Source organism: Agromyces sp. GQ35, from assembly GCF_059758475.1.
This window is the reverse complement of sequence record NZ_JCAXEO010000002.1, coordinates 426,217-453,186: the sequence shown is the minus strand read 5'-3', so window position 1 is coordinate 453,186 and position 26,970 is coordinate 426,217. Positions and strand designations below refer to the sequence as shown.

Genomic DNA, 26,970 nt, shown 5'->3' with positions numbered 1-26,970 from the left:
CGAACTGCCCGGCGGGCTCTCGTGCGGCGACTACAGTTGAAGAGTTCTTCCGACCGAATGCAAGGAGTGGATCAGGTGGCCGACGGCTTCGAGCTCTTCACCGACCGATCCGTTGTCGCGATGCGCGTCAACGGCGAGCTCAAGGACCTCGCTACGACGGTCACCGACGCCGACGTGGTCGAACCGGTCATGATCGACTCGCCCGACGGCTTGAACATCCTGCGTCACTCCGCGGCGCACGTGCTCGCCCAAGCGGTGCAGTCCGTGAATCCCGAGGCCCGGCTCGGCATCGGCCCACCCGTCACCGACGGCTTCTACTACGACTTCGACGTCGCCGAGCCGTTCACGCCCGACGACCTCAAAGCGCTCGATAAAGAGATGTCGCGTATCGTGCGCGCCGGTCAGCGTTTCATGCGCCGAGTCGTCACCGACGACGAGGCGCGCGCCGAGCTTGCGAACGAGCCGTACAAGCTGGAACTCATCGGGTTGAAGGGCTCTGCCGGACATGGCGAGTCGAGCGGCGACGACCACGAGTCGGTCGAGGTCGGCGCTGGCGAGCTCACGATCTACGACAATGTCGACCCGAAGACCGGCGAGACCATCTGGAAAGACCTCTGCCGCGGACCCCACCTGCCGAACACCCGCATGATCGGCAACGGCTGGGCCCTCACTCGAATCGCTGCGGCGTACTGGCGCGGTTCCGAGAAGAATCCGCAGCTGCAGCGCATCTACGGCACCGCGTGGCCGAGCAAAGACGAACTGCGCGCCTACCAGCTCCGGCTCGAAGAGGCCGCGAAGCGCGACCACCGCAAGCTCGGGCGCGAGCTCGACCTCTTCAGCTTTCCTGACGAGATCGGCTCCGGTCTCTCGGTCTGGCATCCCCGCGGCGGCACCGTGCGCATGGAGATGGAGCAGCACGCGCGTCGTCGTCATATCGAGGGCGGCTACACCTACGTCTACACGCCGCACATCTCGAAAGAGGATCTCTTCCTCCAGTCGAATCACCTCGTCACCTACAAGGAGGGCATGTTCCCGCCCATCCGCATGGACGAGGAGCGCGACGCCGACGGCAACATCACGAAGCAGGGCCAGGACTACTACCTGAAGCCCATGAACTGCCCGATGCACATCCTCATCTACAAGGAACGCGGTCGCAGCTACCGCGATCTCCCGATCCGGATGGCCGAGAACGGCACCGTGTATCGCAACGAGCTCTCGGGCGCACTCCACGGACTCACCCGGGTGCGAGGGTTCACGCAAGACGACTCGCACCTCTTCGTCACCCCTGAACAGCTCGAAGAAGAAGTCGCCAAGGTGCTCGACTTCGTCATCTCGATGCTGCGCGACTTCGGCCTCGACGACTTCGAGCTCGAGCTGTCGATGCGCGACGACGAGAAGTCGAAGTGGATCGGCTCCGACGAGTTCTGGGAGTACTCGACGAATGCACTGCGCAACGTCGCGCGCTCGAGCGGACTCAAGCTCACCGAGATGCCCGGCGAGGCGGCCTTCTACGGGCCGAAGATCGACCTGAAGACCCGTGACGCGATCGGGCGCACCTGGCAGCTCTCGACGGTGCAGGTCGACCCGAACCTTCCCGAGCGGTTCGGACTCGAGTTCACCGATCGCGACGGTCAGAAGAAGCGCCCGATCATGATCCACCGGGCACTGTTCGGCTCGATCGAGCGGTTCTTCGCCATTCTGCTCGAGCACTATGCCGGGGCGTTCCCGGTGTGGCTCGCGCCGGTGCAGGTCGTCGGCATTCCCGTCGCGGATGAGTTCGCACCCTACCTCGGCGCGATCATCGAACAGCTGAAGGGCTTCGGCGTGCGCGCCGAGCTCGACGTGAGCGACGACCGCATGCAGAAGAAGATCCGCACCCACACCCAGCAGAAGGTGCCGCTCCAGTTGATCGCCGGTGAGAACGACCGCAGCGGCGAAACCGTGAGCTTCCGCTTCCGCGACGGCAGCCAAGAGAACGGTGTGCGGATCGCCGAGGCGGTCGAACGCATCCGGCAGGTGATCGACGAGCGTCGTCAGGTGGTCACGCGCGACGACGTGTTCTCATGAGCGCCTACCAGCGCGACGAGTTCGACGGCGTTCCGACGGATGCCGCGGCTGACCTGGCGGGCGTGCCCGACGCGTTCCAACGGCTCTGGACGCCGCACAGGCTCGTCTACATCCAGCACGGGCAGCAGCCTGACGAGCACGCCTGCCCGTTCTGCCGGGCGCCCGAGATGAGCGACGAGCAGTCACTCATCGTGGCGCGCGGCGACCATGCCTACGTGCTCTTGAACCTCTATCCGTACAACAGTGGCCACCTTCTGGTCTGCCCGTACCGTCATGTGGCGACGTACGACGAGGCGACGCCTGAAGAGGTCGCCGAGATCGGCGAACTCACGCAGATCGCAATGCGCGTCGTGAAGCGGGTGTCGAAGTGCGACGGGTTCAACATCGGCATGAACCAGGGCCGCATCGCCGGCGCCGGCATCGCCGAGCACCTGCACCAGCACATCGTGCCCCGCTGGGCGCTCGATTCGAATTTCTTCCCGATCATCGCCGGCACGAAAGCGTTGCCGCGCCTGCTCGGCGAGGTGCGGCAGGAGATCGCCGAGGCGTGGCCGACGTCGGTCGAGTAGGTGACGAGCGCGGTCTCGATACGCTCCTTCGTCGCTACTCGACCAACGGTCAGCGAACCTGACGCACGGCGAACTGCAGGCTCGGGTTCGCGTAGGACTCCTGCGCCTCGATGAGCTGCAGTTCGCGTTCACCCGATTCATGGGTGAGTGCGAGCAGGTCGAACACGCTCGACGTCGTTCGCGCAAGCGCGTCGGCCGAGTCGCCCGTGCGGCGGTAGTGCGCGGTGAACAGCGCGGCCGTGACATCCCCCGAGCCGTTCGCCTTGATCGGCAGGCGCGGCGTCTGCACGATCCACGCACCGGTGTCATCGACGGCGAGCATCTCGATCGTGCCCTCCTCGCGATCGGGGCGCTCGACGCTCGTCACGAGCACGATGCGCGGGCCCGTCGCCCTGATGAGATCGACCGATGCCAGGGTCGATTCCAGAGTGTCGGGCGTCGTGCCGGTCAGGAAGCCCAGCTCGAACTGGTTCGGCGTGATGAGGTCGGCGGCGGGCACGACCCGGTCGCGAAGCAGCACCGGGATCGCCGGAGCCACGAAGCATCCGGACTTCGCATTGCCCATGACGGGGTCGCACGCGTAGATCGCCGACGGGTTCGCGGCCTTCACCCTCGCGACGGCGTCGAGAATCACGTCGGCGATGCCCTCGCCGCCCTGGTACCCCGAGAGCACCGCGTCGATCTGCGGGAACGCGCCGCGCTCTTCGATGCCGGTGATGACCTCGCGCACGTCATCGGGGCTGATCATCGGGCCGCGCCAGGCGCCGTAGCCGGTGTGGTTCGAGAAGTTGACGGTGTAGACCGGGAGCACCTCGACGCCGATGCGCTGAAGCGGGAAGACGGCGGCGGAGTTGCCGACGTGTCCGTAGGCCACCGCGGACTGGATCGAGAGAATCTTCACCGATCGATCATCGCATCTCGGGAGCGCGCGTCGAGTCCGTGAGTCCGGCCTGCTCGCGCACCGCGCGAACCGCGGCGCCGACATCGGCTGCCAGCTTCCGCAGATCGGCGTCGACGAGGTCGTGGATGGTCAGGCGCAGGTATTCGGACGGTCCGGTGTCGCCGAGTGCGAACTCGTCGCCGGGCCGTGCGAGCCAACCGCGCCGCATGAGCTGCTCGGACACGGCGCGGGCGGGCACGCCGAGCGGAACCCAGACGTTGAGCCCGTCGCCGGGCTTCGTCGGGACGCCCTGCGCCGTGAGCAGCTCCGCGAATGCGGTGTTGCGCGCCGCATAGTGCTCGCCGTGTGCACGGATGCGTGCGGAGACATCGCGGTCAGTCGCGAGCGCGTGCACGAGCCGTTGCAGGAGGTGACTCACCCAGGTGGTACCCGGGGTCAGGCGCACGGCGAGCCGATCGGCGGTCTCAGGATCCGAGGCCGTCACGGCGAGGCACATGTCGGGTCCGAGGAATTTCGACACCGAGCGCACGAGCGCCCAGCGCCGGTGCTCGGCGCCGATGAGCGAGTGGTACGGCTGCCGCGAGAGCACCGAGTAGTGGTCGTCCTCGATGACGAGCACGTACGGGTGGTCACTCAGCACGGCCCGGAGCTCGGTCGCCCGGCGCTCGGAGAGGCTCGCGCCAGTGGGGTTCTGCGCGCGCGGAGTGCAGATGACGGTGCGGACTCCCTGTTCGAGCGCGGCCCGGAGACCGTCGACGGTCATGCCCTCGTCGTCGACCGGCACCGGCACCGGCCGGTAGCCCGCGACGCGCACCGTGTGGATGCTCGTGAGGAAGCAGGGGTCCTCGAGTGCCACCGCGTCGTCTCGCGTCAGGGCCTGGGCGAGCAGGCGTTCGACGGCGTCGGCAGCGCCGCTCGTCACCGTCAGGCGCATCGCCGTGCCGGCCGGCAGGTCGCCGCTCATCCACTCGTGCGCCCAGCGCTCCAGATCCGGATCGATGACGGGCTCGCCGTACAGCACGGGGCGGCCGGCGACGCTCGCCAGGGCCTGCGACGGGTCGGGGATCCGCGAGGCATCCGGATTGCCGGTGCCGATGTCACGCAACGCCGTATCGGCGGCGAACCCCTCTTGGGCCACCGCGGAGGTGCCTGCCACTCGGGTGCCACCGCGGCCAAGCGTGATGACGACTCCGGCGCGCATCAGCTGACGGTAGGCCGAGACCGCGGTGTTGCGGTTGACGCCGAGGTGCTCCGCGAGCGCGCGCACCGGGGGGAGTGCGTCCCCAGGGCGGAGTGCTCCGCGCTCCACGAGCGTGCGCAGGCTCTCGGCGATCTCGGACGCGGAGCGCCCCTCGATGTCGATGACCACGGACCCGCCCTTCATCAAGTCTTCGACCATGTTATCTTTTGGCCTAGGACAATAGTTCTGTTCGTCTGTTCTGATGCGCGACGTTCGTGCGCGCTCGTCCGAGAGGATTCCTTGTGACCGTACCCGAGACCGGTTCGAGCCGCGTGAAGCGCGGACTCGCCGAGATGCTGAAGGGCGGCGTCATCATGGACGTCGTCACCGCTGAGCAGGCGCGAATCGCTGAAGACGCCGGTGCTGTCGCCGTCATGGCACTCGAGCGCGTGCCCGCCGACATCCGTGCGCAGGGCGGTGTCGCCCGCATGAGCGACCCCGACCTCATCGAGGCGATCATCGCCGAGGTCTCGATCCCCGTCATGGCGAAGGCCCGCATCGGCCACTTCGTCGAGGCGCAGGTGCTGCAGGCGCTCGACGTCGACTACATCGACGAGTCCGAGGTGCTCTCGCCCGCCGACTACGTGAACCACATCGACAAGTGGTCGTTCAACACGCCGTTCGTCTGCGGCGCCACGAACCTCGGTGAGGCGCTCCGCCGCATCAACGAGGGCGCGGCGATGATCCGCTCGAAGGGCGAGGCGGGTACCGGCGACGTGTCGGAGGCGACGAAGCACATCCGCAAGATCACCTCCGAGATCAACCAGCTGAAGTCGATGACGCGCGACGAGATCTACGTCGCCGCCAAGGAGCTGCAGGCCCCGTACGACCTCGTGCTCGAGGTCGCCGAGACCGGCAAGCTTCCGGTCGTGCTCTTCACGGCCGGCGGCGTGGCGACGCCGGCCGACGCCGCGATGATGATGCAGCTCGGCGCCGACGGCGTGTTCGTGGGCTCCGGCATCTTCAAGTCGGGCAACCCGGAGGCCCGTGCTGCCGCGGTCGTCAAGGCGACCACCTTCTACGACGACCCCTCGGTCATCGCCGCTGCCTCGCGCGGCCTCGGAGAAGCAATGGTCGGCATCAACGTGAGCGACCTGGCAGCCCCGCACCGCCTCGCAGAGCGCGGCTGGTGACGACGAACCTCCGGAGCGAATCGCTCGACGCGGGGCACACGGCAGACGCCGGGCCCCGCGTCGGCGTGCTCGCCCTCCAGGGCGACTTCCGCGAGCACGCGCACGTGCTCTCCAAGCTCGGCGCCGAGGTGTCGCTCGTGCGTCGTCCCGAGGAACTCGATGCGATCGACGGCCTCGTGATCCCCGGCGGCGAATCGAGCGTGATGGACAAGCTCGCCCGAATCTTCGGCTTGCAGGAGCCCCTGAAGCGGGCGATCGCGGCAGGCCTGCCGGTCTACGGCACCTGCGCGGGCCTCATCATGCTCGCCGACACCGTGCTCGACGCGATCTCGGGCCAGGAGTCGCTCGGCGGGCTCGACGTGGTCGTTCGCCGGAACGCGTTCGGTTCGCAGAACCAGTCGTTCGAGACCGATCTCGAGGTCCCGGCACTCGGCGACGCGCCGGTGCACGCGGTCTTCATCCGCGGTCCCGTCGTCGACTCGGTCGGCGACGCCGCGACGCCGCTCGCGTCGCTCGCCGACGGCCGCGTCGTCGCCGTCGAGCAAGGCAACCTGCTCGGCACGAGTTTCCACCCCGAGATCACGGGGGAGTACCGCTTCCACGAGTACTTCCTCGGCAAGGTGCTGGCCCGCCGCGACGGCTGAGCCGATCTGTCGGCCCGAGCTCGCCCGTCGATACACTCGCCGCATGACCAAGTGGATCGCCCTCCTTCGCGGAGTCAACGTCGGCGGTATCACGATCCGATCGGTCGAGCTGCGCGAGGTGTTCGAGGGGCTCGGGTTCAACCACGTGCGCACCGTGCTCGCGAGCGGCAACGTCGCATTCGAGGCGACGGATGCCGCGGCATCCGCTGACCTGAAGAGGCAGATCGAGCGGGCCCTCCACGATCGGTTCGGCTACGACGCCTGGATCGTGCTCCTCACTCGCGCGCAGCTCGAACGGGTCGTCGCGGCGTTCCCCTTCGATTCGGCGCGCGAGGGCTGGCACCCGTACGTGCTGTTCGGCTCCGACGACGCGCACCTCGCCGAGCTCGCTGCCGCCACCGGCGACCTCGATGGCGTCGACGACGTGATCGAACGCGGCGACGGCGTCATCTACTGGCACAATCGCCGCCAGAGCGGCGTCGGCAGCGCTTTCGCGAAGCTCACCGCGAAGACGCGGTTCAAGCCGACGACCACGAATCGCAACCTGCGCACGCTCGTGAAGCTGCTCGACTGAACGGCCGCTCGACGGTCGCTGTCTTAGACTGGCTGGGCGCGACTCGCAGTCGCGCGAGGATTCGATTCAGGAGACGCATGTCCGGGCATTCCAAGTGGGCGACGACCAAGCACAAGAAGGCGATCATCGACTCGCGCCGTGCGAAGTCGTTCGCGAAGCTCATCAAGAACATCGAGGTCGCCGCGAAGATGGGCGGCGCAGACCTCTCGGGCAATCCGACGCTCGTCGACGCCGTGCAGAAGGCGAAGAAGACCTCTGTTCCGAACGACAACATCGATCGCGCGATCAAGCGCGGCGCCGGACTCAGCGGTGAGTCGGTCGACTACACGACGATCATGTACGAGGGCTACGGCCCGAACGGCGTCGCGCTCCTCATCGAGTGCCTCACCGACAACAAGAACCGCGCCGCCGCCGAGGTCCGCACGCTCATGAGCCGCAACGGCGGCACGATGGCCGACCCGGGGTCCGTTGCCTACAACTTCGCGCGCAAGGGCGTCATCGTCGTCGCGAAGGCCGACGGCCTCAGCGAAGACGATGTGCTCGGCGCGGTGCTCGACGCCGGCGCCGAAGAGGTCACCGACGAGGGTGAGACCTTCGAGGTCATCACCGAGGCGTCCGACATGGTCGGGGCGCGTACGGCGCTGCAGGCCGCCGGCATCGACTACGACTCGGCGGATGCCGCGTTCGTGCCGTCGCTCAAGGTCGAGATCGACGCCGACACCGCTCGCAAGGTGTTCCGCCTGATCGACGCGCTCGAAGACAGCGACGACGTGCAGAACATCTACAGCAACTTCGACCTGACCCCAGAGGTGCAGGCCGAGCTCGAGGCGGAGTAGCCCATCGCCGTGCGCGTGCTCGGCATCGACCCCGGCCTGACGCGCTGCGGCGTCGGCATCGTCGATGTCGAGCCGAATCGCACGGCTCGCCTCGTCGACGTCGTCGTGCTGCGATCGCCGTCCGAGCTCGACACGCCGCGCCGGCTCGTGCGCATCGCCGAGGGACTCGAGGCGATCATCGAGGAGCACCGACCGCAGGCCGTCGCCCTCGAACGCGTCTTCGCGCGAAGCGACGTGTCGACGATCATGGGCACCGCCCAGATCTCCGGCGTCGCGATGCTGATCGCCGCGCGCCGGTCGCTGCCGGTCGCACTGCACACCCCCAGTGAGGTCAAGGCCGCCATCACGGGCTACGGTCGCGCAGACAAGAAGCAGGTGGGCGCGATGGTGGCGCGCATCCTCGGCCTCGACGAGGTGCCGAAACCCGCGGATGCCGCCGATGCGCTCGCTCTCGCGATCTGCCACGCCTGGCGTACCGGGGGAGTCGCGGGCGCCGCCGTGCGCGACGGCGCCGATGCCGATGCCGCCTCCCCGGAGGATTCGGCGCTCACGCCGGCGCAACGGGCGTGGCTCGCCGCCGAACGCTCCGCCGCCGTGTCGGGGGCGGCCCGTAGGCTGAAGCGGTGATCTCCTCTCTTCGTGGCCGTGTGCTCGTCGCAGCCGGCGGCTCGGTCGTGATCGATGTCGGCGGGGTCGGGTTCCACGTCAACACGACCCCGGCATTCGCCCTCTCAGCACGTGAGGGGCACGAGACCTCGGTGCACACCACGCTCGTCGTGCGCGAAGACTCGCTGACGCTCTTCGGGTTCGCCACGCGTGATGAGCTCGACGTCTTCGACCTGCTCATCGGCGTCACCGGCGTCGGCCCGAAGTCGGCACTCGGCGTGCTTTCGGCGCTGTCGCCCGGCCAGATCGCCGAGGCGGTGCAGCTCGACGACGACGCCGTATTCCGCAAGGTGAGCGGCATCGGTCCGAAGACCGCGAAGCTCATCACGGTCTCGCTCGCCGGCAAGCTCATCGCACCGGCGACGTCGAACCAGCCGACGGCCCCGATCGTCGTGGGTGGCGCTGCCGAGAGTGTGCTCGCCGCGATCACCGGCCTCGGTTGGTCGGAGCGGGTGGCGGCCGAGGCCGTCGACGAGACGATCGCCGCGGCATCCGACATCGAAGCGGCCTCGGTGCCGACGCTGCTCAGGCTCACGCTCGCCCGGCTCGGTCCGGCGCAGCAGACGGGCCGGGCACGATGAGCGGGCCCGAACTGAACGGGGGCGACCTTGATCTGACCGACCCCGTGCTCGCGTCAGAGGCCGAACTCGCATTCGAGGGCGCGTTGCGGCCGAAGAGCCTCGGCGAGTTCGTCGGACAGACCCGGGTGCGCGGGCAGTTGCAACTGCTGCTCACGGCCGCGACGCTGCAGCAACGCACTCCCGACCACATCCTGCTCGCCGGTCCACCCGGGCTGGGCAAGACCACGCTCGCGATGATCGTCGCCTTCGAGGGCGGCCGGCCGCTGCGCATGTCGAGCGGGCCGGCGATCCAGCACGCCGGCGACCTGGCGGCGATCCTGAGTTCGCTCGTTCCGGGCGAGGTGCTCTTCATCGACGAGATCCACCGCATGGCGCGCTCTGCCGAAGAGATGCTCTACCTCGCCATGGAGGACTTCCGCATCGACATCATGGTCGGCAAGGGCGCGGGGGCGACGTCGGTGCCGCTCGACCTGTCGCCGTTCACCCTCGTCGGGGCGACGACGCGGGCCGGCCTCCTGCCGAACCCGCTGCGCGATCGCTTCGGGTTCACCGCGCACCTCGAGTTCTACGACGAGGCAGAACTCGAGCAGGTACTCGCGCGGGCCGCCACCATGCTCGGCCTCGACGTCGACCGCGAGGCACTCGCCGAGATCGCCGGGCGTTGCCGCGGCACGCCGCGCATCGCCAATCGCCTGCTGCGCCGGGTGCGCGACTACGCGCTCGTGCACGGGCAGCGGGCAGATCTCGCATCGGTTCGTGCCGCGCTCGAGCTCTACGACGTCGATCCGCTCGGCCTCGACCGCCTCGACCGCGCGGTCATGGAGATGATCCTCACGCGCTTCGGCGGTGGCCCGGTCGGCCTGAACACGCTCGCCGTCTCGGTCGGTGAAGAGGCCGAGACGATCGAGGCGGTGGTGGAGCCGTTCCTCGTGCGCATCGGGCTCATCACGCGCACACCGCGAGGCCGAGTCGCGACCCCGGCGGCGTGGCGGCACTTCGGTCTGGCCGCAGGCGCACCCGACGCGGCTACGGCGCTTCCGATCGATGACCTATAATCCTTTGAGGCTGACCCCTCAGCACCGATGACTTCGTGCGCGAGCCGCACTCCGGAAGGTACCTCCCTCTTATGACGTTCGATCCGTTCACCATCATCATGCTCGCCGTCCTGGCGGTGCTCATCTTCTTCATGTTCCGCAACTCGCGCAAGCGTCAGGCCGACGCGCGCGAACTGCAGTCGAAGGTGCAGGCGGGTGCCAAGGTGATGACCAACTTCGGCGTCTTCGGCACGATCCTCTCGATCGACGAAGAAGACAACCAGGTTCTGCTCGAGACCTCGCCGGGCACCGTGCTCACGGTGCACCGCCAGACGATCGCCCGGGTCGTGGAGCCGAAGGCCGAAGACCTCGATGAGGCGGCTGCCGTCGACGGTGAGCCCGAGTTCGGCGAGCGGGTCATCGACCCCGCCGACGACGCCATCACCGGTGACTCCGGCGACCAGGCGCCTGGCACCAAGAAGTCCGACGACTAAGACTCACCCCCAAGCTGGGCCCGTGCGCTGACGCGCGGGCTCCTGCAGAGAAAGCGGAACACGTGGCTGCACCATCCAAGCGGTCATCCCGGCCGACCCCTGTGCGCAAGGCATGGAGATCCCTCACCTGGCTGGGTGTCATCATCGCGTTGCTCTTCGGCATCAACGCTGCCGGTGTGATCTGGGGCGGCGGGTCGTGGACCCCGAAGCTGGCGCTCGACCTCGAGGGCGGCACGCAGATCATCCTCGCGCCGAAGGTCGAGACCGGAGCCGACGTCTCCCAGGAGCAGCTCGACCAGGCGGTCGCCATCATCCGTCAGCGCGTCGATGCCTCGGGCGTCGCCGAAGCCGAGATCAACACCGAGGGCGACAACGTCGTCGTCCGCATCCCGGGTGAGCTCGACGACCAGACCCGTGCACGCATCGAGCAGTCGGCCAAGCTCGAGCTTCGGGCAGTGCTCCTGGCCGACGCGGCGACCACCGCCTCGGCTGATCCCAGTGCGAGCGCAGCGCCGCCTGAGGAGCTCGAATCGACCCCGACCGCGGAGCCGACCGACGGCAGCGATCCCTCGTGGATCACGCCGGCACTGCAGCAGCAGTTCGACGACTTCGACTGTTCGCAGATCGATGAGAACTCGGCGAACGTCGCACCGGCCGACGAGCCCCTCGTCACCTGCGATGTGACCCGTACCGCGAAGTACCTCCTGGGCCCGGTCGAGGCGAGCGGCGAGAACATCGTCGACGCCACCAATGGCATGGTGCAGACCCAGTCCGGCGCATCGACCGGCCAGTGGGCCGTCAACATCGTCTTCGACGCGGAAGGCACCGAAGACTTCGCCGCGGTCAGCACCCGTCTGTTCGGCCTGCAGGGCCAGACGCCTCGCGATCAGTTCGCGTTCGTGCTCGATGGTCAGGTGCTCACCGCACCCTCGATGAACGGCGCGATCACCGACGGCAAGCCGCAGATCACCGGCAGCTTCGACCAGGCCTCGTCGAAGGCGCTCGCCGACCAGCTGAAGTTCGGCGCCCTGCCGATCAGCTTCACGGTGCAGTCCTCCGACACGATCTCACCGACGCTCGGCACCTCGCAGCTTCAGTCCGGCCTGATCGCCGGCCTCATCGGCCTGATCCTCGTCGTGATCTACACGATTTTCCAGTACCGTGCACTCGCGTCGGTCACCATCGCCTCGCTCGTGATCGTGGGCATCATCACGTACGTGATGATCACGATCCTGTCGTGGCGCGAAGGCTACCGCCTGTCGCTGGCCGGCATCGCGGGCCTCATCGTCGCGATCGGCTTCACCGCGGACTCGTTCATCATCTATTTCGAACGCGTTCGAGACGAGCTCCGAGACGGCAGGCCGCTCGTCGGTGCGGTCGAGGCCGGCTGGAAGCGTGCATTCCGAACGGTGCTCGCGTCGAAGGCCACCAACCTGCTCGCGGCGGTCGTGCTGTTCGTGCTCGCTGTCGGCAGCGTCAAGGGCTTCGCGTACACGCTCGGTCTCACCACGATCATCGATGTCGTCGTGGTGATCCTCTTCACGCACCCGATGCTGCAGCTGCTCGCGCAGACGCGATTCTTCTCGAGCGGCAACCCGTGGTCGGGTCTCGACCCGAACGCGCTCGGAGCGGTGTACCGTGGCCGCGCCGAGTTCCGCAAGCCGACCGATCTCCCGGTGAAGAAGTCCGCCGCCAGCGCGAAAGAGGCGCAGCGTCGCCAGACGATCGCCGAGCGCAAGGCCGCGGCCGCGGTCGGCGCCTCCGATACGTCGAACGATGGGAAGGACTCCTGATGGCCAACCGTCTCACGACCTTCGGAAATGACCTCTACACGGGCAAGCGCTCGTTCAACTTCGTCGGCGGACGCAAGAAGTGGTACGCGATCGCAGGCGCGCTCGTGCTGCTCTCGGTCATCGTTCCGTTGTTCACCGGCGTCAACTTCAGCATCGAGTTCCGCGGCGGATCGCAGTTCCAGATCGCCGAGGTCGAGAACGCCGAGGCCGAGCCGGCGATCGAGGCCGTGCACTCGGTCGTGCCCGACGCCGAGGTCAAGATCGCGATCGTCGGCGGTAGCGGCGTGCGGGTGCAGACCGATCAGCTCTCGCAAGACGATTCTCGTGCGGTGTCCGACGCACTCGCCGGGGCCTTCGACGTTCCCGAGTCCGAAGTCACCTCCTCGTTCGTCGGCCCGAGCTGGGGGGCGGATGTCACGAGGCAGGCGCTCGTCGGCCTCGTTGCGTTCCTCCTGCTCGCCGGCATCATCATGGCGCTCTACTTCCGCACCTGGAAGATGTCGGCGGCGGCGATCCTCGCGCTGATCGCCGACCTGGTCGTCACGACCGGAATGTACGCCGCGGTCGGCTTCGAGATCAGTCCTGCTGCGACCATCGGCATCCTGACGATCCTCAGCTACTCGCTCTACGACACCGTCGTGGTCTTCGACAAGATCCGTGAGAACACCGCTGAAGACGGCCAGGAATCCCGACGCACCTTCGCCGAGTCCGTGAATCTCGCCGTGAACCAGACGCTCGTGCGCTCGATCAACACGAGTGTCGTGGCAGCGCTCCCCGTCGCGGCGATCCTCTTCATCGGTGCGGGCGTGCTCGGCGCTGACACCCTGCGCGACATCTCGCTCGCCCTCCTGATCGGTATCCTCGTCGGCACATGGTCGACGGTGTTCCTCGCGGCGCCGTTGTACTCGCAGCTGCGTGAGGGAGAGCCGGCGATCCGTCGCCACGACCAGAAGGTGCTGAAGGAGCGTGAGCGCGCGGCATCCGTCTCGACGACTGCGGATGCGCTGCCCACTGCGTGATGTTCGCGGGCGGCGTGTGCCGCATGGCGCGTTCACGCCTCCGGAGCGGCGATAATTGAAGTCCGGAGGTGAGCGATGACGGAAACGGGTGTCAACTCGACGGCATCGCTGCGCCGTCTGGTGCCGCGCATCTTCTCGAAGGCGCAGCCCTCGGGTGCCGTCGATACGCTCATGCGTACCGTGCGCATGCACCACCCGAAGGCCGATCTCTCGCTCATCGAGCGGGCATACACCGTCGCCGAGCGCGCGCACGAGGGCCAGAAGCGCAAGAGCGGTGAGCCGTACATCACGCACCCGATCGCGGTGGCGCAGATTCTCGCCGACCTCGGCATCGGCTCGAAGACGGTCGCAGCGGCACTGCTGCACGACACCGTCGAAGACACGGCGTACACGCTCGATCAGGTGAGGGCCGATTTCGGCGACGAGATCGCGATGCTCGTCGATGGAGTCACCAAGCTCGACAAGGTCAAGTACGGCGACTCGACGCAGGCCGAGACCGTGCGCAAGATGATCGTCGCGATGTCGAAAGACATCCGCGTGCTGATCATCAAGCTCGCCGACCGACTGCACAATGCGCGCACCTGGGGCTTCGTTCCTGCCGCGTCGGCCGCGCGCAAGGCGACCGAGACTCTCGAGATCTACGCGCCGCTCGCGCATCGCCTCGGTATCCAGGCGATCAAGTGGGAGCTCGAAGACCTCTCGTTCGCTGTGCTCTATCCGAAGCTCTACGCCGAGATCGAGAGCCTCGTGAAGCAGCGCACTCCGCAGCGCGAAGAGTTCGTGCAGAACGTGATCGACCTCGTCACCGACGATTTGAAGACTGCGAAGATCCGCGGCAAAGTCGCCGGCCGCCCGAAGCAGTACTACTCGATCTACCAGAAGATGATCGTGCGGGGCCGAGACTTCGACGAGATCTACGACCTGGTCGGCATTCGGGTGCTCGTCAATTCCGTTCGCGACTGCTACGCGGTGCTCGGGGCGATACATGCGCGATGGACCCCGCTTCCAGGCCGGTTCAAGGACTACATCGCCACCCCGAAGTTCAACCTGTACCAGTCGCTGCACACGACGGTCATCGGCCCGAAGGGTCGTGCCGTCGAGATCCAGATCCGCACGCACGACATGCACCAGAGGGCGGAGTACGGCGTCGCCGCGCACTGGAAGTACAAGGAGCGCATGGCCGGTACTCGCGCGGGCGAGAATCCGGCCCAGAACGAGACCGACATGGCGTGGCTCGCACACATCTCCGACTGGCAGGCCGAGACTGCTGATCCCGGTGAATTCCTCGACTCGCTGCGCTTCGAGATCGGCGCGAAAGAGGTCTACGTCTTCACCCCGAAGGGTCGCGTGATCGGGCTGCCTGCGGGCGCGACCCCCGTCGACTTCGCCTATGCCGTGCACACCGAAGTCGGGCACCGCACGATGGGCTCGAAGGTCAACGGCCGGCTCGTTCCCCTCGAGAGCGAACTGTCGAGCGGTGACGTCGTCGAGGTCTTCACGTCGAAGAATCCCGACTCCGGTCCGAGTCAGGACTGGCTCGGTTTCGTCAAGAGCCCTCGTGCACGCAACAAGATCCGCCAGTGGTTCACCAAGGAACGGCGCGACGAGGCCATCGAGCAGGGCAGAGACGCGATTGCGCGGGCGATGCGCAAGCAGAATCTACCGTTGCAGAAGCTCATGAACCAGGAGTCCTTCGCCGAGGTCGCCGCGCAACTGAGGTATGACGACGTCTCGTCGCTGTACGCGGCGGTCGGTGAGGGACACGTGTCGACCCAGTCGGTGCTCGAGAAGGTCGTCGCGCTCGTGCGCGACGTCGAAGAGGGCGACGAACCCGATCTGCCGATGCCGGTGCGGTCGCGGCCGCTCCCGCGGCACTCGGACTCCGGTGTGCTCGTGCGCGGCGCGCCCGACATCCTCGTCAAGCTCGCACGCTGCTGTACGCCCGTGCCCGGCGACGAGATCGTCGGCTTCGTGACTCGAGGCGCCGGCGTCTCCGTGCATCAGGCGAGCTGTCACAACGTGCAGTCCCTGATGCAGGAGCCCGAGCGCATGATCGACGTCGAGTGGGCGCCGAGTTCGAAGAGCCTGTTCCTCGTGCAGATCCAGATCGAAGCGCTCGACCGCGCGGGTCTGCTCTCCGACGTGACGAGGGTGCTCTCGGAGCATCACGTGAACATTCTCTCCGCCAACGTCTCGACGTCGACCGACCGACTGGCGCTCAGCCGCTTCGTCTTCGAGATGGGCGATACGACGCATCTCGATCGCGTGCTCAACGCCGTGCGACGCATCGATGCGGTTTACGACGTCTATCGCGTCAGCGACGGCTGAGCCGGAACTGGAGCGGCACCCGTCGGGTGACCTCGGCCGGATGCCGACTCGAGACGGTGAAGGCGCTCGAGCGCGAGTGCGCGGTGGGGCATTCGGCTCGCGTCGACGAGTCGCGCGCGCAGCTCGTGGATGAGCGTCGGGTGCCCGGCGCACAATTCGGCCACGACGCGTTCGGGCCGAGGGTCGGCGTGGCCGGGCTCCCTGAGCAGGTCGAACCCCGTGCGGGCGACTGAGGTGCATCGTGCGCGCGCGAACTCGACGATGTCGGTCTCGTCGATCGACACTTCGCGAACGACGAGTCGCGGCGCGGAGATCACGGCGACGCGAGACGTGCGCGGCACGCAGAATTGCGCGAGGTGCGGGGGAGTGGGTACGGCACCGTGCACCCAGGCCGCCGAGTAGCGCTCGATCACCAGCACGCGCGGGGCGCGCAGACTGAGCGCCGACGCCCGGAGCGAGGGGAGATCGGGTTCGTCGACGGGAGCCCACGCCTCATCGATGACGATCAGCTCGCCATCGAGGCGAGCGGCACAGAGTTCGGCGAGTGGAAGATCGTCGGTGCTGAGTACCGACGGCAGTTTGGCCATGAGGCCATGCTGCAACATCTGATCCGTCGAGTGGCGGCCCGTCGCGGATCTGTGGAGAACGGCGTCTTCGCCGAGGTGGTCACGGGAACGCCCGCGACCACCTCGCTCGGCTCAGCCGCCCACGGCCTTCAGCCAGGCACGACGAGCGTCGAGCGCTTCACGTGCAGCCGCAGCGGCCTGTGCATCGCCGGATGCCTCGGCCGCCGCGAGCTCGGCCTCGAGCTTGTCGATGGCATCGTTCAGTTGTCCGAGCATTCCCTCGGAGCGTGCCTTCTTCTCGGGGTCCTCGCGCTGCCAGCGCTCCTCCTCGAGCGACTTGACGTGGTTCTCGACCTTGCGCAGGCGGTCTTCGACGACGCGCACCTGGTCGCGGGGCACCTTGCCGATCTCGTCCCAGCGACGCTGCAGGCGGTTCAGCGTCGACCGGGCCTGCTTCGGATCCTTCTCGGAGAGCAGCGTCTCGGCCTCGGTGAGCAGGACGAGCTTCTCGTCGAGGTTCGCGCGGTAGCTCTCGTCTTCCTGCGCGTCGATCTCGGCCTTGGCGCTGAACAGCACGTCGCCCGCAGCCTTGAACTTCGCCCAGAGGGAGTCGTCGAGCTTCTTTCCGGCGCGACCTGCGAGCTTCCACTCGTCGAGCAGGTTGCGATAGTCGCCCACCGCGTCGGCGCCGCGCGGGGCGAGCGCCTCGGCGCGTTCGATGAGCGCCTGCTTGCGCGTGCGCACGTCGCGATGCGCGGCGTCGAGCTCGGCGAAGAACGCCTTGCGGTGCGTCTCGATCGTGGAGCGGGCCGCACGGAATCGCTTCCAGAGCTCGTTGGCCTCGGTCTTCGGCAGACGGGGTCCGTCTTGCTGGTGGCGCTGCCAGCGCGTGAACAGTTCGTCGAGCTCGGCGGTCGCCTGCTTCCACTGCGTCTTCGCAGGGTCGCCGGCGGCGAGGGCCTCTGCGGCCTCGACGATCGCGGTGCGTTCGACGATCGCCTCTGCGACGGCGGCTTTCGTCTCGGCCTGCTGCTGTTCCGTCAACTCTTTGGTCGTGCCCGAGAGCGCTTCGAGGCGGCGCGCGAGCGATTCGAGATCGCCGACCGCGTTGGCGGTGGAGACCGAGGCGCGGAGCGTGGTGACGGCTTTCGCGACATCCGCCGCGGGCGCACCGCGTCGAACGCGCTGCTCCAGCAGGCCCACCTGTCCCGCGAGATCGGCGTACTTGCGCTCGAAGTAGGCGAGTGCCTCCTCAGCCGAGCCGTCGGGATACTGCCCGACGGCACGTTCGCCGTCGCTCGTGCGCACGAAGACGGTGCCCGTCTCGTCGACGCGGCCCCACGGTTGCTGCTCTGAATCGGTCACGGCCTCACCCTGTCGTAGGTCGAATGCCGCCCGAGGGCGGCGATGACGGCATTAAGCCTATTGCACCGCCGGATGGCGGGACCGGCCGTCACTGGATGGTGAACGAGGTGATGGTCGTCGGCACCGCGGGGGCGCCGTCCCCTGCACCGTCGGCGGTACCGGCGTCGATGATTCCGGCCCGGAGCTCGTCGAGACCGCTGGTGACGCGCCCGATGACGGTGTAGCCGCCGGTATCGCCAGGCAGCGTCGTGTCGTCGTACACGATGAAGAACTGGCTGCCCTGGCTGTACTGATCGGCAGCGCGCGCCATCGCGATCGTGCCCGCCGGGTAGAGCGCATCGGCCGGCACGTTCTCGACAGGCCCGTAGCTGTAGCCCGGCCCGCCGCTGCCGTCGCCCGCGGGGTCTCCGCACTGCAGCACCCAGATGCCCTCGGTGGTGAGGCGGTGGCAGCCCGTGCCGGTGTAGAACCCCGATTGGATCAGGCTGATCTCGCTCGACACGGCCTGCGGCGCAGCCGCGCCGTCGAGCTCGATGCCGACGGGGATCTCGTTCAGCGTCAACGTGCCGGTCCACGTGCGGTCTTCGGCGATGTCGGCCGAGGGAACGTCGCCCTGGTTCTCGCCGGCCGGTGGCGTGGCGCTCGGCGTCGGCGTTTCGGACGCCGCCGGCTCGGGGGTGCCGGGTCCGCCGTTGAAGAAGAAGAGCTGGGCGCCCGTCGCGAGGGCCAGCACGACCACGAGCGAGAGCACCGCGATCACGTTGTCTCGGCTTCGGCGGCGCTGCTTGCGGGTGTGGACCTCTTGGCGTGCCTGGTAGGTGCGCAGACGCGCTCGTTCTTCACGTGTCTGTCGGTCGATCGATGCCACGCATGCTCCTTCTCGGGACTCCTGCGAGCCGACTCTACGCAAGGCAGGGTGCGCTGACCAATCGCCGCTCCGTTCGAGGTCGCGATCCCGGTCGCCGAGCGGCGGCCGGGACGCGCCTGCGGCCTGTTCGAGGCACGAGATCCGGTGTCGGATGCCGCGACTACGCTGGATCCCATGGTGGACTCCGGCCCTGGGCTGCGCTCGGGCGCGACCCCGCTCGCGGTGCGCATGCGACCGACGAGCCTCGACGAGGTCGCGGGTCAGAAGCACCTCTTGACCCCCGGGTCCCCGCTCGTGGCGCTCGCGGGCGACCGCACCGGCGAGACGGGTTCGGTCTCGGTGATCTTGTGGGGGCCCCCCGGCACCGGCAAGACCACCCTTGCGCAGGCCATCGCTCGCTCGTCCGGCCGCAAGTTCGTCGAGCTCTCCGCGGTGAGCGCCGGGGTGCGCGACGTGCGCCAGGTGATGGAGGAGGCACGTGCCAGCCGTGACCTCTACGGTCTGTCGACGGTGCTCTTCCTCGACGAGATCCACCGCTTCACGAAGGCGCAGCAAGACGCCCTGCTGCCCGGGGTCGAGAACGGCTGGGTCATCCTCGTCGCCGCGACGACCGAGAACCCGTCGTTCTCGGTCATCTCCCCGTTGCTCTCACGGTCGCTCCTGCTGACCCTCGAGCTGCTCACCGATGACGATCTCGGGGTGCTCGTCGACCGCGCGGTCTCCGATCCGCGAGGGCTCGGTGGCCGGGTGGTGCTCGACGCCGACGCGCGGGCAGCGATCATCCGTCTCGCCTCGGGCGATGCGCGACGGGCCCTGACCGCACTCGAGGCGGCAGCGGTCGCCGCGACCCAGTCGAATCCATCGGCCGAGACCGCGCCTTCCGAGCTTGCAGACGCGGGCGAAGACGACGACGGTGAAGCGGATGCCGCGGCATCCGTCGCGCCGGTGATCACCACCGACATCGTCGCCCGTGCGGTCGACCGCGCATTGCTGCGGTACGACCGCAACGGCGATGAGCACTACGACGTGATCAGCGCCTTCATCAAGTCGGTGCGGGGCAGCGACGTCGACGCATCGCTGCACTACCTCGCGCGCATGATCGAGGCCGGTGAAGACCCCCGGTTCATCGCCCGGCGCATCATCGTGCTCGCCTCCGAGGACATCGGGCTGGCCGACCCGAGCGCGCTCGGTGTCGCCGTTGCCGCGGCGGATGCCGTGCAGTTCATCGGCATGCCCGAAGGGCGCATCCCGCTCGCTCAGGCGGTGGTACATCTCGCAACCGCGCCCAAGTCGAACGCCGCCTACCTCGGAATCGACCAGGCGATCGCCGATGTGCGCGAGGGCAAGGCCGGCCGAGTGCCGAAGCACTTGCGCGACGCGCACTACCCGGGTGCCAAGCGGCTCGGGCACGGCAAGGGCTATCGGTACCCCCACAACGACGAGATCGGGGTGGTCGAGCAGCAGTACCTGCCCGACTCGCTGCGCGGCGCCGTCTACTACGAGCCGACCGAGCATGGCAACGAGCGGGAGGTCTCGGCACGACTCGCCAAGCTGCGCCGCATCGTGCGGGGCGAGCGATGACGCGCGTGCGCATCCGGGCTGCAGTGGCCGGTCCTCCGGCGCCGTGATATCATTTCCGTTGGCCTGAAGCCTGATTCTCGAGCGCGGCTGCGAGAGAGTCACCGGCGAATGGGTGCGGTCTGTAGCCGATCCACCCTTGGCGAATCCCTCTGACACAGATTTTCGGCGCATGATCGCGCCGTGAAATTCACTTGAGATTCTTCCGAAAGGACATTCGTGTCGAACCAGTCACGTAGCAAGACCCGCCTCTCCCGTGCGCTCGGCGTCGCCCTCACCCCGAAGGCCGCCCGCTACATGGAGAAGCGTCCGTACGCTCCCGGTGAGCACGGCCGCACCAAGCGCAAGCAGGACAGCGACTACGCCGTGCGTCTGCGCGAGAAGCAGCGTCTGCGCGCCCAGTACGGCATCCGCGAGAAGCAGCTGCGCATCGCCTTCAACGAGGCCCGTCGCACCGACGGCCTGACCGGTGAGAACCTGGTCGAGCTGCTCGAGATGCGTCTCGACGCCATCGTGCTGCGCGCCGGCTTCGCCCGCACCATCTCGCAGGCCCGCCAGTTCGTCGTGCACCGCCACATCCTCGTCGACGGCCAGCTCGTCGACCGCCCCTCGTTCCGCGTGAAGCCGGGCCAGCTCGTGCACGTCAAGGCACGCAGCGAGGGCACCGAGCCCTTCCAGGTCGCGGCCGCCGGCGGTCACGTCGACGTGCTGCCCAAGCTCCCGGGCTACCTCGAGGTCGAGCTCGACAAGCTCCAGGTGAAGCTGCTCCGTCGTCCGAAGCGCGTCGAGGTCCCCGTGACCTGCGACGTGCAGCTGGTCGTCGAGTACTACGCCGCTCGCTGACGCAGAGCACGAGCTGACAGGGGTCGCGGGGTTTCCCGCGGCCCCTGTCGCGTACCCGGCGGCGGCTTCGACCCGGCCACTAGACTGATGCGAGGCGTGCCGAGCGCACTGCGTCGGCGACACATCGAACAGGGAGCAGGAGCACCTCGTGAAGAGCATTCTGTGGTTCACCGTCGGCGTCGCGGCCGGATTCGCAGCCGCGCACCAGGTCAACCAGACCAAGCAGGGGCGGGACTTCTTCTCCGCGGTGGACGCGAAGGCCAGGGCCTTCGGGCACGCGATCGCCGAGGGCTACCACGCCCGCGATGCAGAGCTGCGCGCCGAACAGGGCGAGACGACTCCGGCTCTCTGAGCCGGCACGCGAATGCGATGGCCCGGATGCCCCGGGCACGACCGAGAACGGAATCATGCAGACTGCCGAAATTCGCCAGCGTTGGCTGGACTTCTTCGCCGAGCGCGGACACACCGTCGTCCCCTCGGCATCGCTCGTGTCCGACGACCCGACGCTGCTCTTCACCGTCGCCGGCATGGTGCCGTTCGTGCCGTACCTCACCGGGCTCGTTCCCGCGCCGTACACTCGGGCCACGAGCGTGCAGAAGTGCATTCGCACCAACGACATCGAAGAGGTCGGCAAGACGCCGCGGCACGGCACGTTCTTCCAGATGAACGGCAACTTCTCGTTCGGCGACTACTTCAAAGAGGGCGCCATCCGCATGGCGTGGGAACTGCTCACCACGCCGGAAGACGGCGGCGGCTACGGCTTCGCACCGAGCGAGCTGTGGGTGACCGTCTACGAAGACGACGACGAGGCGATCGAGCTCTGGAAGTCGATCGCGGGCCTTCCCGACGAGCGCATCCAGCGGCTCGGCAAAGACACGAACTACTGGCACACCGGCCAGCCCGGCCCTGCCGGTCCGTGCTCCGAGATCTTCTTCGATCGCGGCCCGGCATACGGCATCGACGGCGGACCGGCGACCGATGACGACCGCTACGTCGAGATCTGGAACCTCGTGTTCATGCAGTACCTCATCGACGACGTGAAATCGAAGACCGACTTCCGAATCGTGAAGGAACTGCCGAAGAAGAACATCGACACCGGCATGGGCCTCGAACGCGTCGCGTTCCTCAAGCAGGGCGTCGAGAACATGTACGAGATCGACCAGGTGCGACCGGTGCTCGACCGGGCGGCCGAGCTGTCCGGTCGACGCTACGGCGCCGACCACGACGACGACGTGCGCATGCGCGTCATCGCCGACCACGTGCGATCGGCGCTCATGCTCATGAGCGACGGCGTGAGCCCGTCGAACGAGGGGCGCGGTTACATCCTGCGGCGGCTCCTGCGTCGCAGCATCCGGGCAATGCGGCTCCTCGGCGTCGAAGGTCCGACGTTCCGCGAGCTCTTCGCGGCCTCCCGCGACGCGATGAAAGCGGCCTACCCCGAGGTCGCGACCGACTACGCGCACATCGAGCAGCTCGCACTCGGCGAGGAGGAGACCTTCCTCCGCACCCTGACGGCGGGAACCTCGATCCTCGACCTGGCCGTGTCGAAGACGAAGGACTCCGGTCGTCATGAGCTCGCCGGCGACACCGCGTTCCTCCTGCACGACACCTATGGCTTCCCGATCGAGCTCACGCTCGAGATGGCCGACGAGGCCGGGCTCGCCGTCGACCGTGTCGCGTTCGACACGCTCATGACCGAGCAGCGCTCCCGCGCCAAGGCCGATGCGAAGTCGAAGAAGAAGGTGCTCGCCGATCTTTCGGTGTACGCCGACTTCCGCGCCAAGGGCGAGACGATCTTCACCGGCTACACCGAGCTGACCACGGCGTCGACCGTGCTCGGCCTGCTCGTCGACGGGCGTCCTGTGCCGTTCGCGACCGCCGGTCAGACCGCCGAGGTGGTGCTCGCCGAGACCTCGCTCTACGCCGAGTCGGGCGGACAGGCGCCCGACCAGGGTCGCATCGTCGGCGACGGATTCGAGCTCGAGGTGCTCGACGTGCAGAAGCCCATCAAGGGGCTCATCAGCCACACCGTCAGAGTGGTCTCGGGTGAGGTCGGGGTCGGCGTCCCGGCGACCACCCTCGTCGACGAGCAGTACCGCAGGGGTGCCACGCAGGCGCACTCGGGCACGCACCTCGTACACGCTGCGCTGCGCCAGGTGCTCGGCCCCAACGCCCACCAGTCGGGTTCGTTCAACAAGGCGGGCTATCTGCGCCTCGACTACGGCTGGAATTCGGCGCTCTCGGCCGAGACCCGTTCCGAGATCGAGGAGATCTCCAACGCCGCGATCCGCGACAACCTCCAGGTCGTCACGCGCGAAATGCCGCTCGACGAGGCGAAGTCGCTCGGCGCGATGGCGCTGTTCGGCGAGAAGTACGGCGATGTCGTGCGCGTCGTGGACATCGGCGGTCCATGGTCGCGCGAGCTCTGCGCCGGCACGCACGTGTCGACGAGTTCCGAGGTCGGCATGATCAACATCGTGGGGGAGTCGTCGGTGGGCGCCTCGAACCGTCGCGTCGAGTCGCTCGTCGGACTCGATGCCTTTCGCAGGTTCGCGTCGGAGCGGGCGCTCGTCTCCGAGCTCACGTCGACCCTCAAGACCCGGCCCGATCAGCTCATCGACCGGGTGGGTGAGCTCGTCACGAACCTCAAGGCCGCCGAGAAGCGCATCCAGGCCTTCGAAGCCCGTGCGCTCAACGATCGGGTGCCGGCGCTCGCGTCCAAGGCGGTGCGCCACGGCGAAGTGCTCCTGGTCGCCGAGAACATCGGCTCGCTCGGATCCGGTGACGAGCTGCGCGCCCTCGCGCTCTCGGTTCGGTCTCAGCTGGGCGATGCGGCGTCCGTCGTGGCCCTGACCGCCGATGTCGGCGGAAAGCCGGTGGCGATCGTCGCGACCTCGCAGGCGGCGCGTGACGCCGGGGCGAACGCCGGCGCGCTCGCGAAGGCGATGGCCGGAGTGCTCGGCGGTGGCGGTGGCGGCAAGCCCGACCTCGCCCAGGGCGGCGGAAGCGACCTCGCAGCGATTCCCGCGGCGCTCGACGCGGTGCGCTCGGCGCTGCGCGGGTAGCGAGACCGTGCGACCCGGAACGAGACTCGGCGTCGACGTCGGGCGCGCCCGCATCGGCGTGGCGCGATGCGACGCCGGAGCTCTGCTCGCGACTCCGGTCGAGACCGTGCCGCGTGCCGCCGATGGTGACGCCGATGTCGCGCGCATCATCGAGCTCGCTCGCGAATACGACGTGATCGAGGTCGTCGTCGGCAATCCGCTGTCGCTTTCGGGCGCCTCGACTCCGTCGACCGACGATGCCGTGGACTTCGCCCGGCGGCTCGCCGCCGCGGGGGCCGCGGTGCGACTCGTCGACGAACGTCTCTCGACCGTCAGCGCCCAGCAGGCGCTTCGAGCGACGGGAAAGTCGACGCGCAAGCAGCGTCCCATCGTCGATCAGGTTGCAGCCGTTATCATTTTGCAACACGCGATCGACGCCGAGCGGGCCTCCGCCCGCCCGCCCGGGCGCACGATCGACACCGACGAAGGGCCATTCCCCCTGTGACCCAGCTCCCCCCAGAGCACGATGACTCCGACCGAGCCGCGACGGACTGGCACGCACTGCTCGCGGGCGCACCGCCGAAGCCGGCTCGGCCTGACTCCGCAGCAACCGGTGATGGCCCGCCGAAGCCGCCGGCCTCGCCGACGTCGGGTACCGACGGTCGGCCCATGACCCGCCGTGAGGCGAGGGAAGCGGAGCAGCGACAAGCGGCCGAAGCCGGCGCCGTTGCCGCGGCCGCCGAGGAACCTCCGACGGCACCGCCCGGCGGCGAGGGGGCGCCATCGCGCTTCGACGCCGTGCTCGCCGACCCGATGGCGGTCGACCCGCTGGTCGCTGGGGATGCCTCCGACCATCGTCGCTCGTCCCGTGCCGAGCGACGAGCCGTGACCTCCGACCCGTTCGAACCCGAGAAGCCGAAGCGACGCGGGGCGTGGGGGTGCCTCATCGGGCTCCTGATCGTCGTCGCACTCGGTGCCGTGGCGTTCTTCTTCCTGCAAGGGCCGATCAATGCGGTCATCGAGCGGTTCACGCCTGCCGCCGACTACTCCGGCTCCGGTACCGGCGAGGTCGTGTTCATGATCCGTGACGGCGACACGGGTGCAGATATCGCCGAGAACCTCGTCGACGAGGGCGTGACAGCGTCGTACAACGCGTTCTACGACCTGCTCCTCGAGCAGAGCCCGGAGCCCGAGTTCCACCCCGGGGCCTATCAGCTCGCCGAGGAGATGAGTGCGCAGGCGGCGCTCGACGCACTCGTCGACCCGGCGAACAAGCTCGAGAACACGTTCGTCATTCCCGAGGGCATGTGGGCGAAGGACGCGCTCGCGGAGGCGGCGGCAGCGACCGGTATCCCGATCGAGGAGTTCCAGGCCGCCGTCGCGAGTCCGCAGGCGCTCGGCCTGCCCCCCGAGGCGACGAGCGTCGAGGGGTTCCTGTTCCCCGCGACGTACACGTTCGCGCCGGGGGCCACCGCGCCCGACATCGTGAAGATGCTCGTGGATCGCTCCATCGAGGCGCTCGACGCCGCGGGGGTTCCGCCCGAGAGCCGCTGGACCACGGTCGTCAAGGCATCGTTGATCCAGCGCGAAGCAGGCCTCCGCGACGACTACTACAAGGTCTCCCGGGTCATCGAGAATCGACTGGACCCGGCACTCTTCGAGAGCGGGCTGTTGCAGTTCGATTCCGCCGTGCACTACGGCCTGGGCGACGATTCGGTGGTCACGACGACGGACGCGGAGCGCGAGGACCCTGCGAATCCCTACAACACCTACGTGCATCCCGGCCTGCCGCCGGGACCGATCGGCAATCCCGGCGACCTCGCAATCGATGCGGCACTGCACCCGGCCGAGGGTCCGTGGCTGTATTTCGTGACCGTGAACCTGGACACCGGCGAAACGGTCTTCTCCGCGACGATCGAGGAGCATGACGCGGCCGTCGAACGCTTCCTCGCGTGGCTCGAAGAACACCCCGAGTACGGTGGCTGACACCGCGCGCCGGCTGGCCGTGCTCGGTTCTCCCATCGCCCACTCGAAGAGCCCGGCACTGCACCGGGCGGCATACGCCGTGCTCGGGATCGAGTGGCAGTACACCGCCATCGAGATGACCGGCGCGCAGCTCGGCCAGTTCATCGATGAACGGGATGCCTCGTGGCGCGGTCTGTCCCTCACGATGCCGTTGAAGCAGGACGTTCTCCCGCTCCTCGACGAACTCGACGACGTCGCCGTCCTCGCCGGCGCGGCGAACACGGTGCTGTTCGACGGTGGCGTCCGACGCGGCTTCAACACCGATGTCGGCGGGATCGTGCGCACGCTGCAGGAGGCAGGCCTCCGTTCCGCATCGCAGGCGCTGCTGCTCGGCGGCGGTGCGACGGCCGCGTCGGCACTCGTGGCGATGTCGGAACTCGGCGTCGTCCGCGCGACTCTGCTCGTGCGACGTCAGGGTGCAGCAGCGCCGCTCGTGGATCTCGGCTCGCGGCTCGGAATCGAGATCGAAACGGGGGCGATCGCCGATCTCGCCGCGATCGACGACGTGGAACTCGTCGTGAGCACCGTTCCCGGCGGCGCCGACCTCGGTGTCCGACCATCGGCTGCGCTCGTCTCGAACGCCGTGCTGCTGGACGTCGCCTACGATCCCTGGCCGACGCCGCTCGCTTCGCACTGGCTCGACGCCGGTGGCACGGTCGTGCACGGACTCGGGATGCTGCTGCATCAGGCGCTGCTCCAAGTGCGCGTCTTCGTCAACGGCGACCCGAACGCCCCGCTCGACGACGACGACGCCGTGCTCGAGGCGATGCGCGCCGCGCTGCGCTGACAGCCCCACTCACAA

The 26,970-nt window shown here is 68.1% G+C and carries 25 protein-coding genes; 20 read left to right on the top strand and 5 right to left on the bottom strand.

Going from position 1 to position 26,970, the window contains the following annotated elements; all coding sequences use genetic code 11:
* Nucleotides 1–57: 57 nt before the first annotated feature.
* Together thrS and AC6CH0_RS14095 are read left to right on the top strand one after the other, a co-directional pair.
* Nucleotides 58–2,067: a threonine--tRNA ligase gene (thrS, locus tag AC6CH0_RS14100; RefSeq protein ID WP_498101915.1), complete on the top strand. Its 2,010-nt coding sequence runs from the start codon at nucleotides 58–60 to the stop codon at nucleotides 2,065–2,067.
* Nucleotides 2,064–2,636, top strand: a complete 573-nt coding sequence (locus AC6CH0_RS14095; protein ID WP_498101913.1) for an HIT family protein — start codon at nucleotides 2,064–2,066, stop codon at nucleotides 2,634–2,636. The genes thrS and AC6CH0_RS14095 overlap by 4 nt, the downstream gene beginning before the upstream one ends.
* A 49-nt stretch (nucleotides 2,637–2,685) precedes the next feature.
* Here the strand turns inward: AC6CH0_RS14095 and pdxY are convergent, their stop codons facing one another.
* Entirely contained in the window at nucleotides 2,686–3,537 is an 852-nt protein-coding gene (gene pdxY / locus AC6CH0_RS14090; RefSeq protein ID WP_498101911.1) for a pyridoxal kinase PdxY, read from the bottom strand.
* 7 nt (nucleotides 3,538–3,544) lie between these two features.
* Nucleotides 3,545–4,936, bottom strand: a complete 1,392-nt coding sequence (locus tag AC6CH0_RS14085) for an aminotransferase class I/II-fold pyridoxal phosphate-dependent enzyme (RefSeq protein ID WP_498101909.1) — start codon at nucleotides 4,934–4,936, stop codon at nucleotides 3,545–3,547.
* 83 nt (nucleotides 4,937–5,019) lie between these two features.
* On the opposite strand from AC6CH0_RS14085, the gene pdxS reads away from it, so the two are divergent.
* The 11 genes from pdxS (at nucleotide 5,020) to AC6CH0_RS14030 (ending at nucleotide 15,879) form a co-directional block, all read left to right on the top strand.
* Complete coding sequence (gene pdxS, locus AC6CH0_RS14080) at nucleotides 5,020–5,910, top strand: pyridoxal 5'-phosphate synthase lyase subunit PdxS (protein WP_498101907.1); 891 nt, start codon at nucleotides 5,020–5,022, stop codon at nucleotides 5,908–5,910.
* The gene (gene pdxT, locus AC6CH0_RS14075; protein WP_498101905.1) at nucleotides 5,907–6,554 is read left to right on the top strand and encodes a pyridoxal 5'-phosphate synthase glutaminase subunit PdxT; all 648 of its coding nucleotides are present in this window, start codon (nucleotides 5,907–5,909) and stop codon (nucleotides 6,552–6,554) included. Before pdxS ends, pdxT begins: the two co-directional genes overlap by 4 nt.
* Before the next feature lie 43 nt (nucleotides 6,555–6,597).
* Nucleotides 6,598–7,128, top strand: a complete 531-nt coding sequence (locus tag AC6CH0_RS14070) for a DUF1697 domain-containing protein (RefSeq protein ID WP_498101903.1) — start codon at nucleotides 6,598–6,600, stop codon at nucleotides 7,126–7,128.
* Between the two features lie 77 nt (nucleotides 7,129–7,205).
* Complete coding sequence (locus AC6CH0_RS14065) at nucleotides 7,206–7,964, top strand: YebC/PmpR family DNA-binding transcriptional regulator (protein ID WP_498101901.1); 759 nt, start codon at nucleotides 7,206–7,208, stop codon at nucleotides 7,962–7,964.
* 9 nt (nucleotides 7,965–7,973) lie between these two features.
* Nucleotides 7,974–8,591, top strand: coding sequence for a crossover junction endodeoxyribonuclease RuvC (gene ruvC / locus AC6CH0_RS14060; protein ID WP_498101899.1), 618 nt, complete (start codon nucleotides 7,974–7,976; stop codon nucleotides 8,589–8,591).
* A complete protein-coding gene (gene ruvA, locus AC6CH0_RS14055) occupies nucleotides 8,588–9,211 on the top strand; it encodes a Holliday junction branch migration protein RuvA (RefSeq protein ID WP_498101897.1) in 624 nt (207 codons plus the stop codon). Before ruvC ends, ruvA begins: the two co-directional genes overlap by 4 nt.
* Nucleotides 9,208–10,266 (top strand): Holliday junction branch migration DNA helicase RuvB, encoded by a 1,059-nt coding sequence (ruvB, locus tag AC6CH0_RS14050; RefSeq protein ID WP_498101895.1) that lies wholly within the window; start codon nucleotides 9,208–9,210, stop codon nucleotides 10,264–10,266. Before ruvA ends, ruvB begins: the two co-directional genes overlap by 4 nt.
* A gap of 71 nt (nucleotides 10,267–10,337) precedes the next feature.
* Complete coding sequence (gene yajC, locus AC6CH0_RS14045; RefSeq protein WP_498101893.1) at nucleotides 10,338–10,739, top strand: preprotein translocase subunit YajC; 402 nt, start codon at nucleotides 10,338–10,340, stop codon at nucleotides 10,737–10,739.
* A gap of 62 nt (nucleotides 10,740–10,801) precedes the next feature.
* Nucleotides 10,802–12,532 carry a protein translocase subunit SecD gene (gene secD, locus AC6CH0_RS14040; RefSeq protein WP_498101892.1) on the top strand — a complete coding sequence of 577 codons (1,731 nt, stop codon included), beginning with the start codon at nucleotides 10,802–10,804 and terminating at the stop codon, nucleotides 12,530–12,532.
* Nucleotides 12,532–13,551 (top strand): protein translocase subunit SecF, encoded by a 1,020-nt coding sequence (secF, locus tag AC6CH0_RS14035; RefSeq protein ID WP_498101890.1) that lies wholly within the window; start codon nucleotides 12,532–12,534, stop codon nucleotides 13,549–13,551. The genes secD and secF overlap by 1 nt, the downstream gene beginning before the upstream one ends.
* Nucleotides 13,552–13,626: 75 nt before the next feature.
* A complete protein-coding gene (locus AC6CH0_RS14030) occupies nucleotides 13,627–15,879 on the top strand; it encodes a RelA/SpoT family protein (RefSeq protein ID WP_498101888.1) in 2,253 nt (750 codons plus the stop codon).
* On the opposite strand, the gene AC6CH0_RS14025 is transcribed toward AC6CH0_RS14030, so the two are convergent.
* From AC6CH0_RS14025 to AC6CH0_RS14015, 3 genes are all read right to left on the bottom strand, one after another.
* Nucleotides 15,858–16,466: a type IV toxin-antitoxin system AbiEi family antitoxin gene (locus tag AC6CH0_RS14025; RefSeq protein WP_498101886.1), complete on the bottom strand. Its 609-nt coding sequence runs from the start codon at nucleotides 16,464–16,466 to the stop codon at nucleotides 15,858–15,860. The genes AC6CH0_RS14030 and AC6CH0_RS14025 overlap by 22 nt on opposite strands.
* Before the next feature lie 111 nt (nucleotides 16,467–16,577).
* Nucleotides 16,578–17,810 (bottom strand): DUF349 domain-containing protein, encoded by a 1,233-nt coding sequence (locus tag AC6CH0_RS14020; RefSeq protein ID WP_498101884.1) that lies wholly within the window; start codon nucleotides 17,808–17,810, stop codon nucleotides 16,578–16,580.
* Between the two features lie 88 nt (nucleotides 17,811–17,898).
* Nucleotides 17,899–18,678 (bottom strand): peptidylprolyl isomerase, encoded by a 780-nt coding sequence (locus tag AC6CH0_RS14015; RefSeq protein WP_498101882.1) that lies wholly within the window; start codon nucleotides 18,676–18,678, stop codon nucleotides 17,899–17,901.
* 174 nt (nucleotides 18,679–18,852) lie between these two features.
* Between AC6CH0_RS14015 and AC6CH0_RS14010 the strand changes: the two genes are divergently transcribed.
* The 7 genes from AC6CH0_RS14010 to AC6CH0_RS13980 all read left to right on the top strand — a co-directional run bounded on the left by AC6CH0_RS14010 (nucleotide 18,853) and on the right by AC6CH0_RS13980 (nucleotide 26,955).
* Nucleotides 18,853–20,259, top strand: coding sequence for a replication-associated recombination protein A (locus tag AC6CH0_RS14010; protein ID WP_498101880.1), 1,407 nt, complete (start codon nucleotides 18,853–18,855; stop codon nucleotides 20,257–20,259).
* A 216-nt stretch (nucleotides 20,260–20,475) separates the two neighbouring features.
* Nucleotides 20,476–21,099: a 30S ribosomal protein S4 gene (gene rpsD, locus AC6CH0_RS14005; RefSeq protein ID WP_495353801.1), complete on the top strand. Its 624-nt coding sequence runs from the start codon at nucleotides 20,476–20,478 to the stop codon at nucleotides 21,097–21,099.
* A gap of 148 nt (nucleotides 21,100–21,247) precedes the next feature.
* Complete coding sequence (locus AC6CH0_RS14000) at nucleotides 21,248–21,451, top strand: hypothetical protein (protein WP_498101878.1); 204 nt, start codon at nucleotides 21,248–21,250, stop codon at nucleotides 21,449–21,451.
* A 55-nt stretch (nucleotides 21,452–21,506) separates the two neighbouring features.
* Entirely contained in the window at nucleotides 21,507–24,164 is a 2,658-nt protein-coding gene (gene alaS / locus AC6CH0_RS13995; RefSeq protein WP_498101876.1) for an alanine--tRNA ligase, read from the top strand.
* Between the two features lie 7 nt (nucleotides 24,165–24,171).
* Complete coding sequence (gene ruvX / locus AC6CH0_RS13990; RefSeq protein ID WP_498101874.1) at nucleotides 24,172–24,648, top strand: Holliday junction resolvase RuvX; 477 nt, start codon at nucleotides 24,172–24,174, stop codon at nucleotides 24,646–24,648.
* Between the two features lie 164 nt (nucleotides 24,649–24,812).
* Entirely contained in the window at nucleotides 24,813–26,129 is a 1,317-nt protein-coding gene (gene mltG / locus AC6CH0_RS13985; RefSeq protein WP_498101872.1) for an endolytic transglycosylase MltG, read from the top strand.
* On the top strand, nucleotides 26,122–26,955 hold the full coding sequence (locus AC6CH0_RS13980) for a shikimate dehydrogenase (protein WP_498101870.1): 834 nt from the start codon (nucleotides 26,122–26,124) through the stop codon (nucleotides 26,953–26,955). The genes mltG and AC6CH0_RS13980 overlap by 8 nt, the downstream gene beginning before the upstream one ends.
* Nucleotides 26,956–26,970: the final 15 nt, after the last annotated feature.

Bases quoted from the DNA above. Each gene is read 5' to 3' on its own strand.
- thrS (WP_498101915.1), top strand. From the start codon at position 58: ATGCAAGGAGTGGATCAGGTGGCCGACGGCTTCGAGCTCTTCACCGAC.
- secF (WP_498101890.1), top strand. From the start codon at position 12,532: ATGGCCAACCGTCTCACGACCTTCGGAAATGACCTCTACACGGGCAAG.
- AC6CH0_RS14065 (WP_498101901.1), top strand. From the start codon at position 7,206: ATGTCCGGGCATTCCAAGTGGGCGACGACCAAGCACAAGAAGGCGATC.
- ruvB (WP_498101895.1), top strand. From the start codon at position 9,208: ATGAGCGGGCCCGAACTGAACGGGGGCGACCTTGATCTGACCGACCCC.
- mltG (WP_498101872.1), top strand. From the start codon at position 24,813: ATGACCCGCCGTGAGGCGAGGGAAGCGGAGCAGCGACAAGCGGCCGAA.
- alaS (WP_498101876.1), top strand. From the start codon at position 21,507: ATGCAGACTGCCGAAATTCGCCAGCGTTGGCTGGACTTCTTCGCCGAG.
- yajC (WP_498101893.1), top strand. From the start codon at position 10,338: ATGACGTTCGATCCGTTCACCATCATCATGCTCGCCGTCCTGGCGGTG.
- AC6CH0_RS14025 (WP_498101886.1), bottom strand. From the start codon at position 16,466: ATGGCCAAACTGCCGTCGGTACTCAGCACCGACGATCTTCCACTCGCC.
- AC6CH0_RS14095 (WP_498101913.1), top strand. From the start codon at position 2,064: ATGAGCGCCTACCAGCGCGACGAGTTCGACGGCGTTCCGACGGATGCC.
- AC6CH0_RS14010 (WP_498101880.1), top strand. From the start codon at position 18,853: ATGGTGGACTCCGGCCCTGGGCTGCGCTCGGGCGCGACCCCGCTCGCG.
- AC6CH0_RS14085 (WP_498101909.1), bottom strand. From the start codon at position 4,936: ATGGTCGAAGACTTGATGAAGGGCGGGTCCGTGGTCATCGACATCGAG.
- AC6CH0_RS14030 (WP_498101888.1), top strand. From the start codon at position 13,627: ATGACGGAAACGGGTGTCAACTCGACGGCATCGCTGCGCCGTCTGGTG.
- AC6CH0_RS14070 (WP_498101903.1), top strand. From the start codon at position 6,598: ATGACCAAGTGGATCGCCCTCCTTCGCGGAGTCAACGTCGGCGGTATC.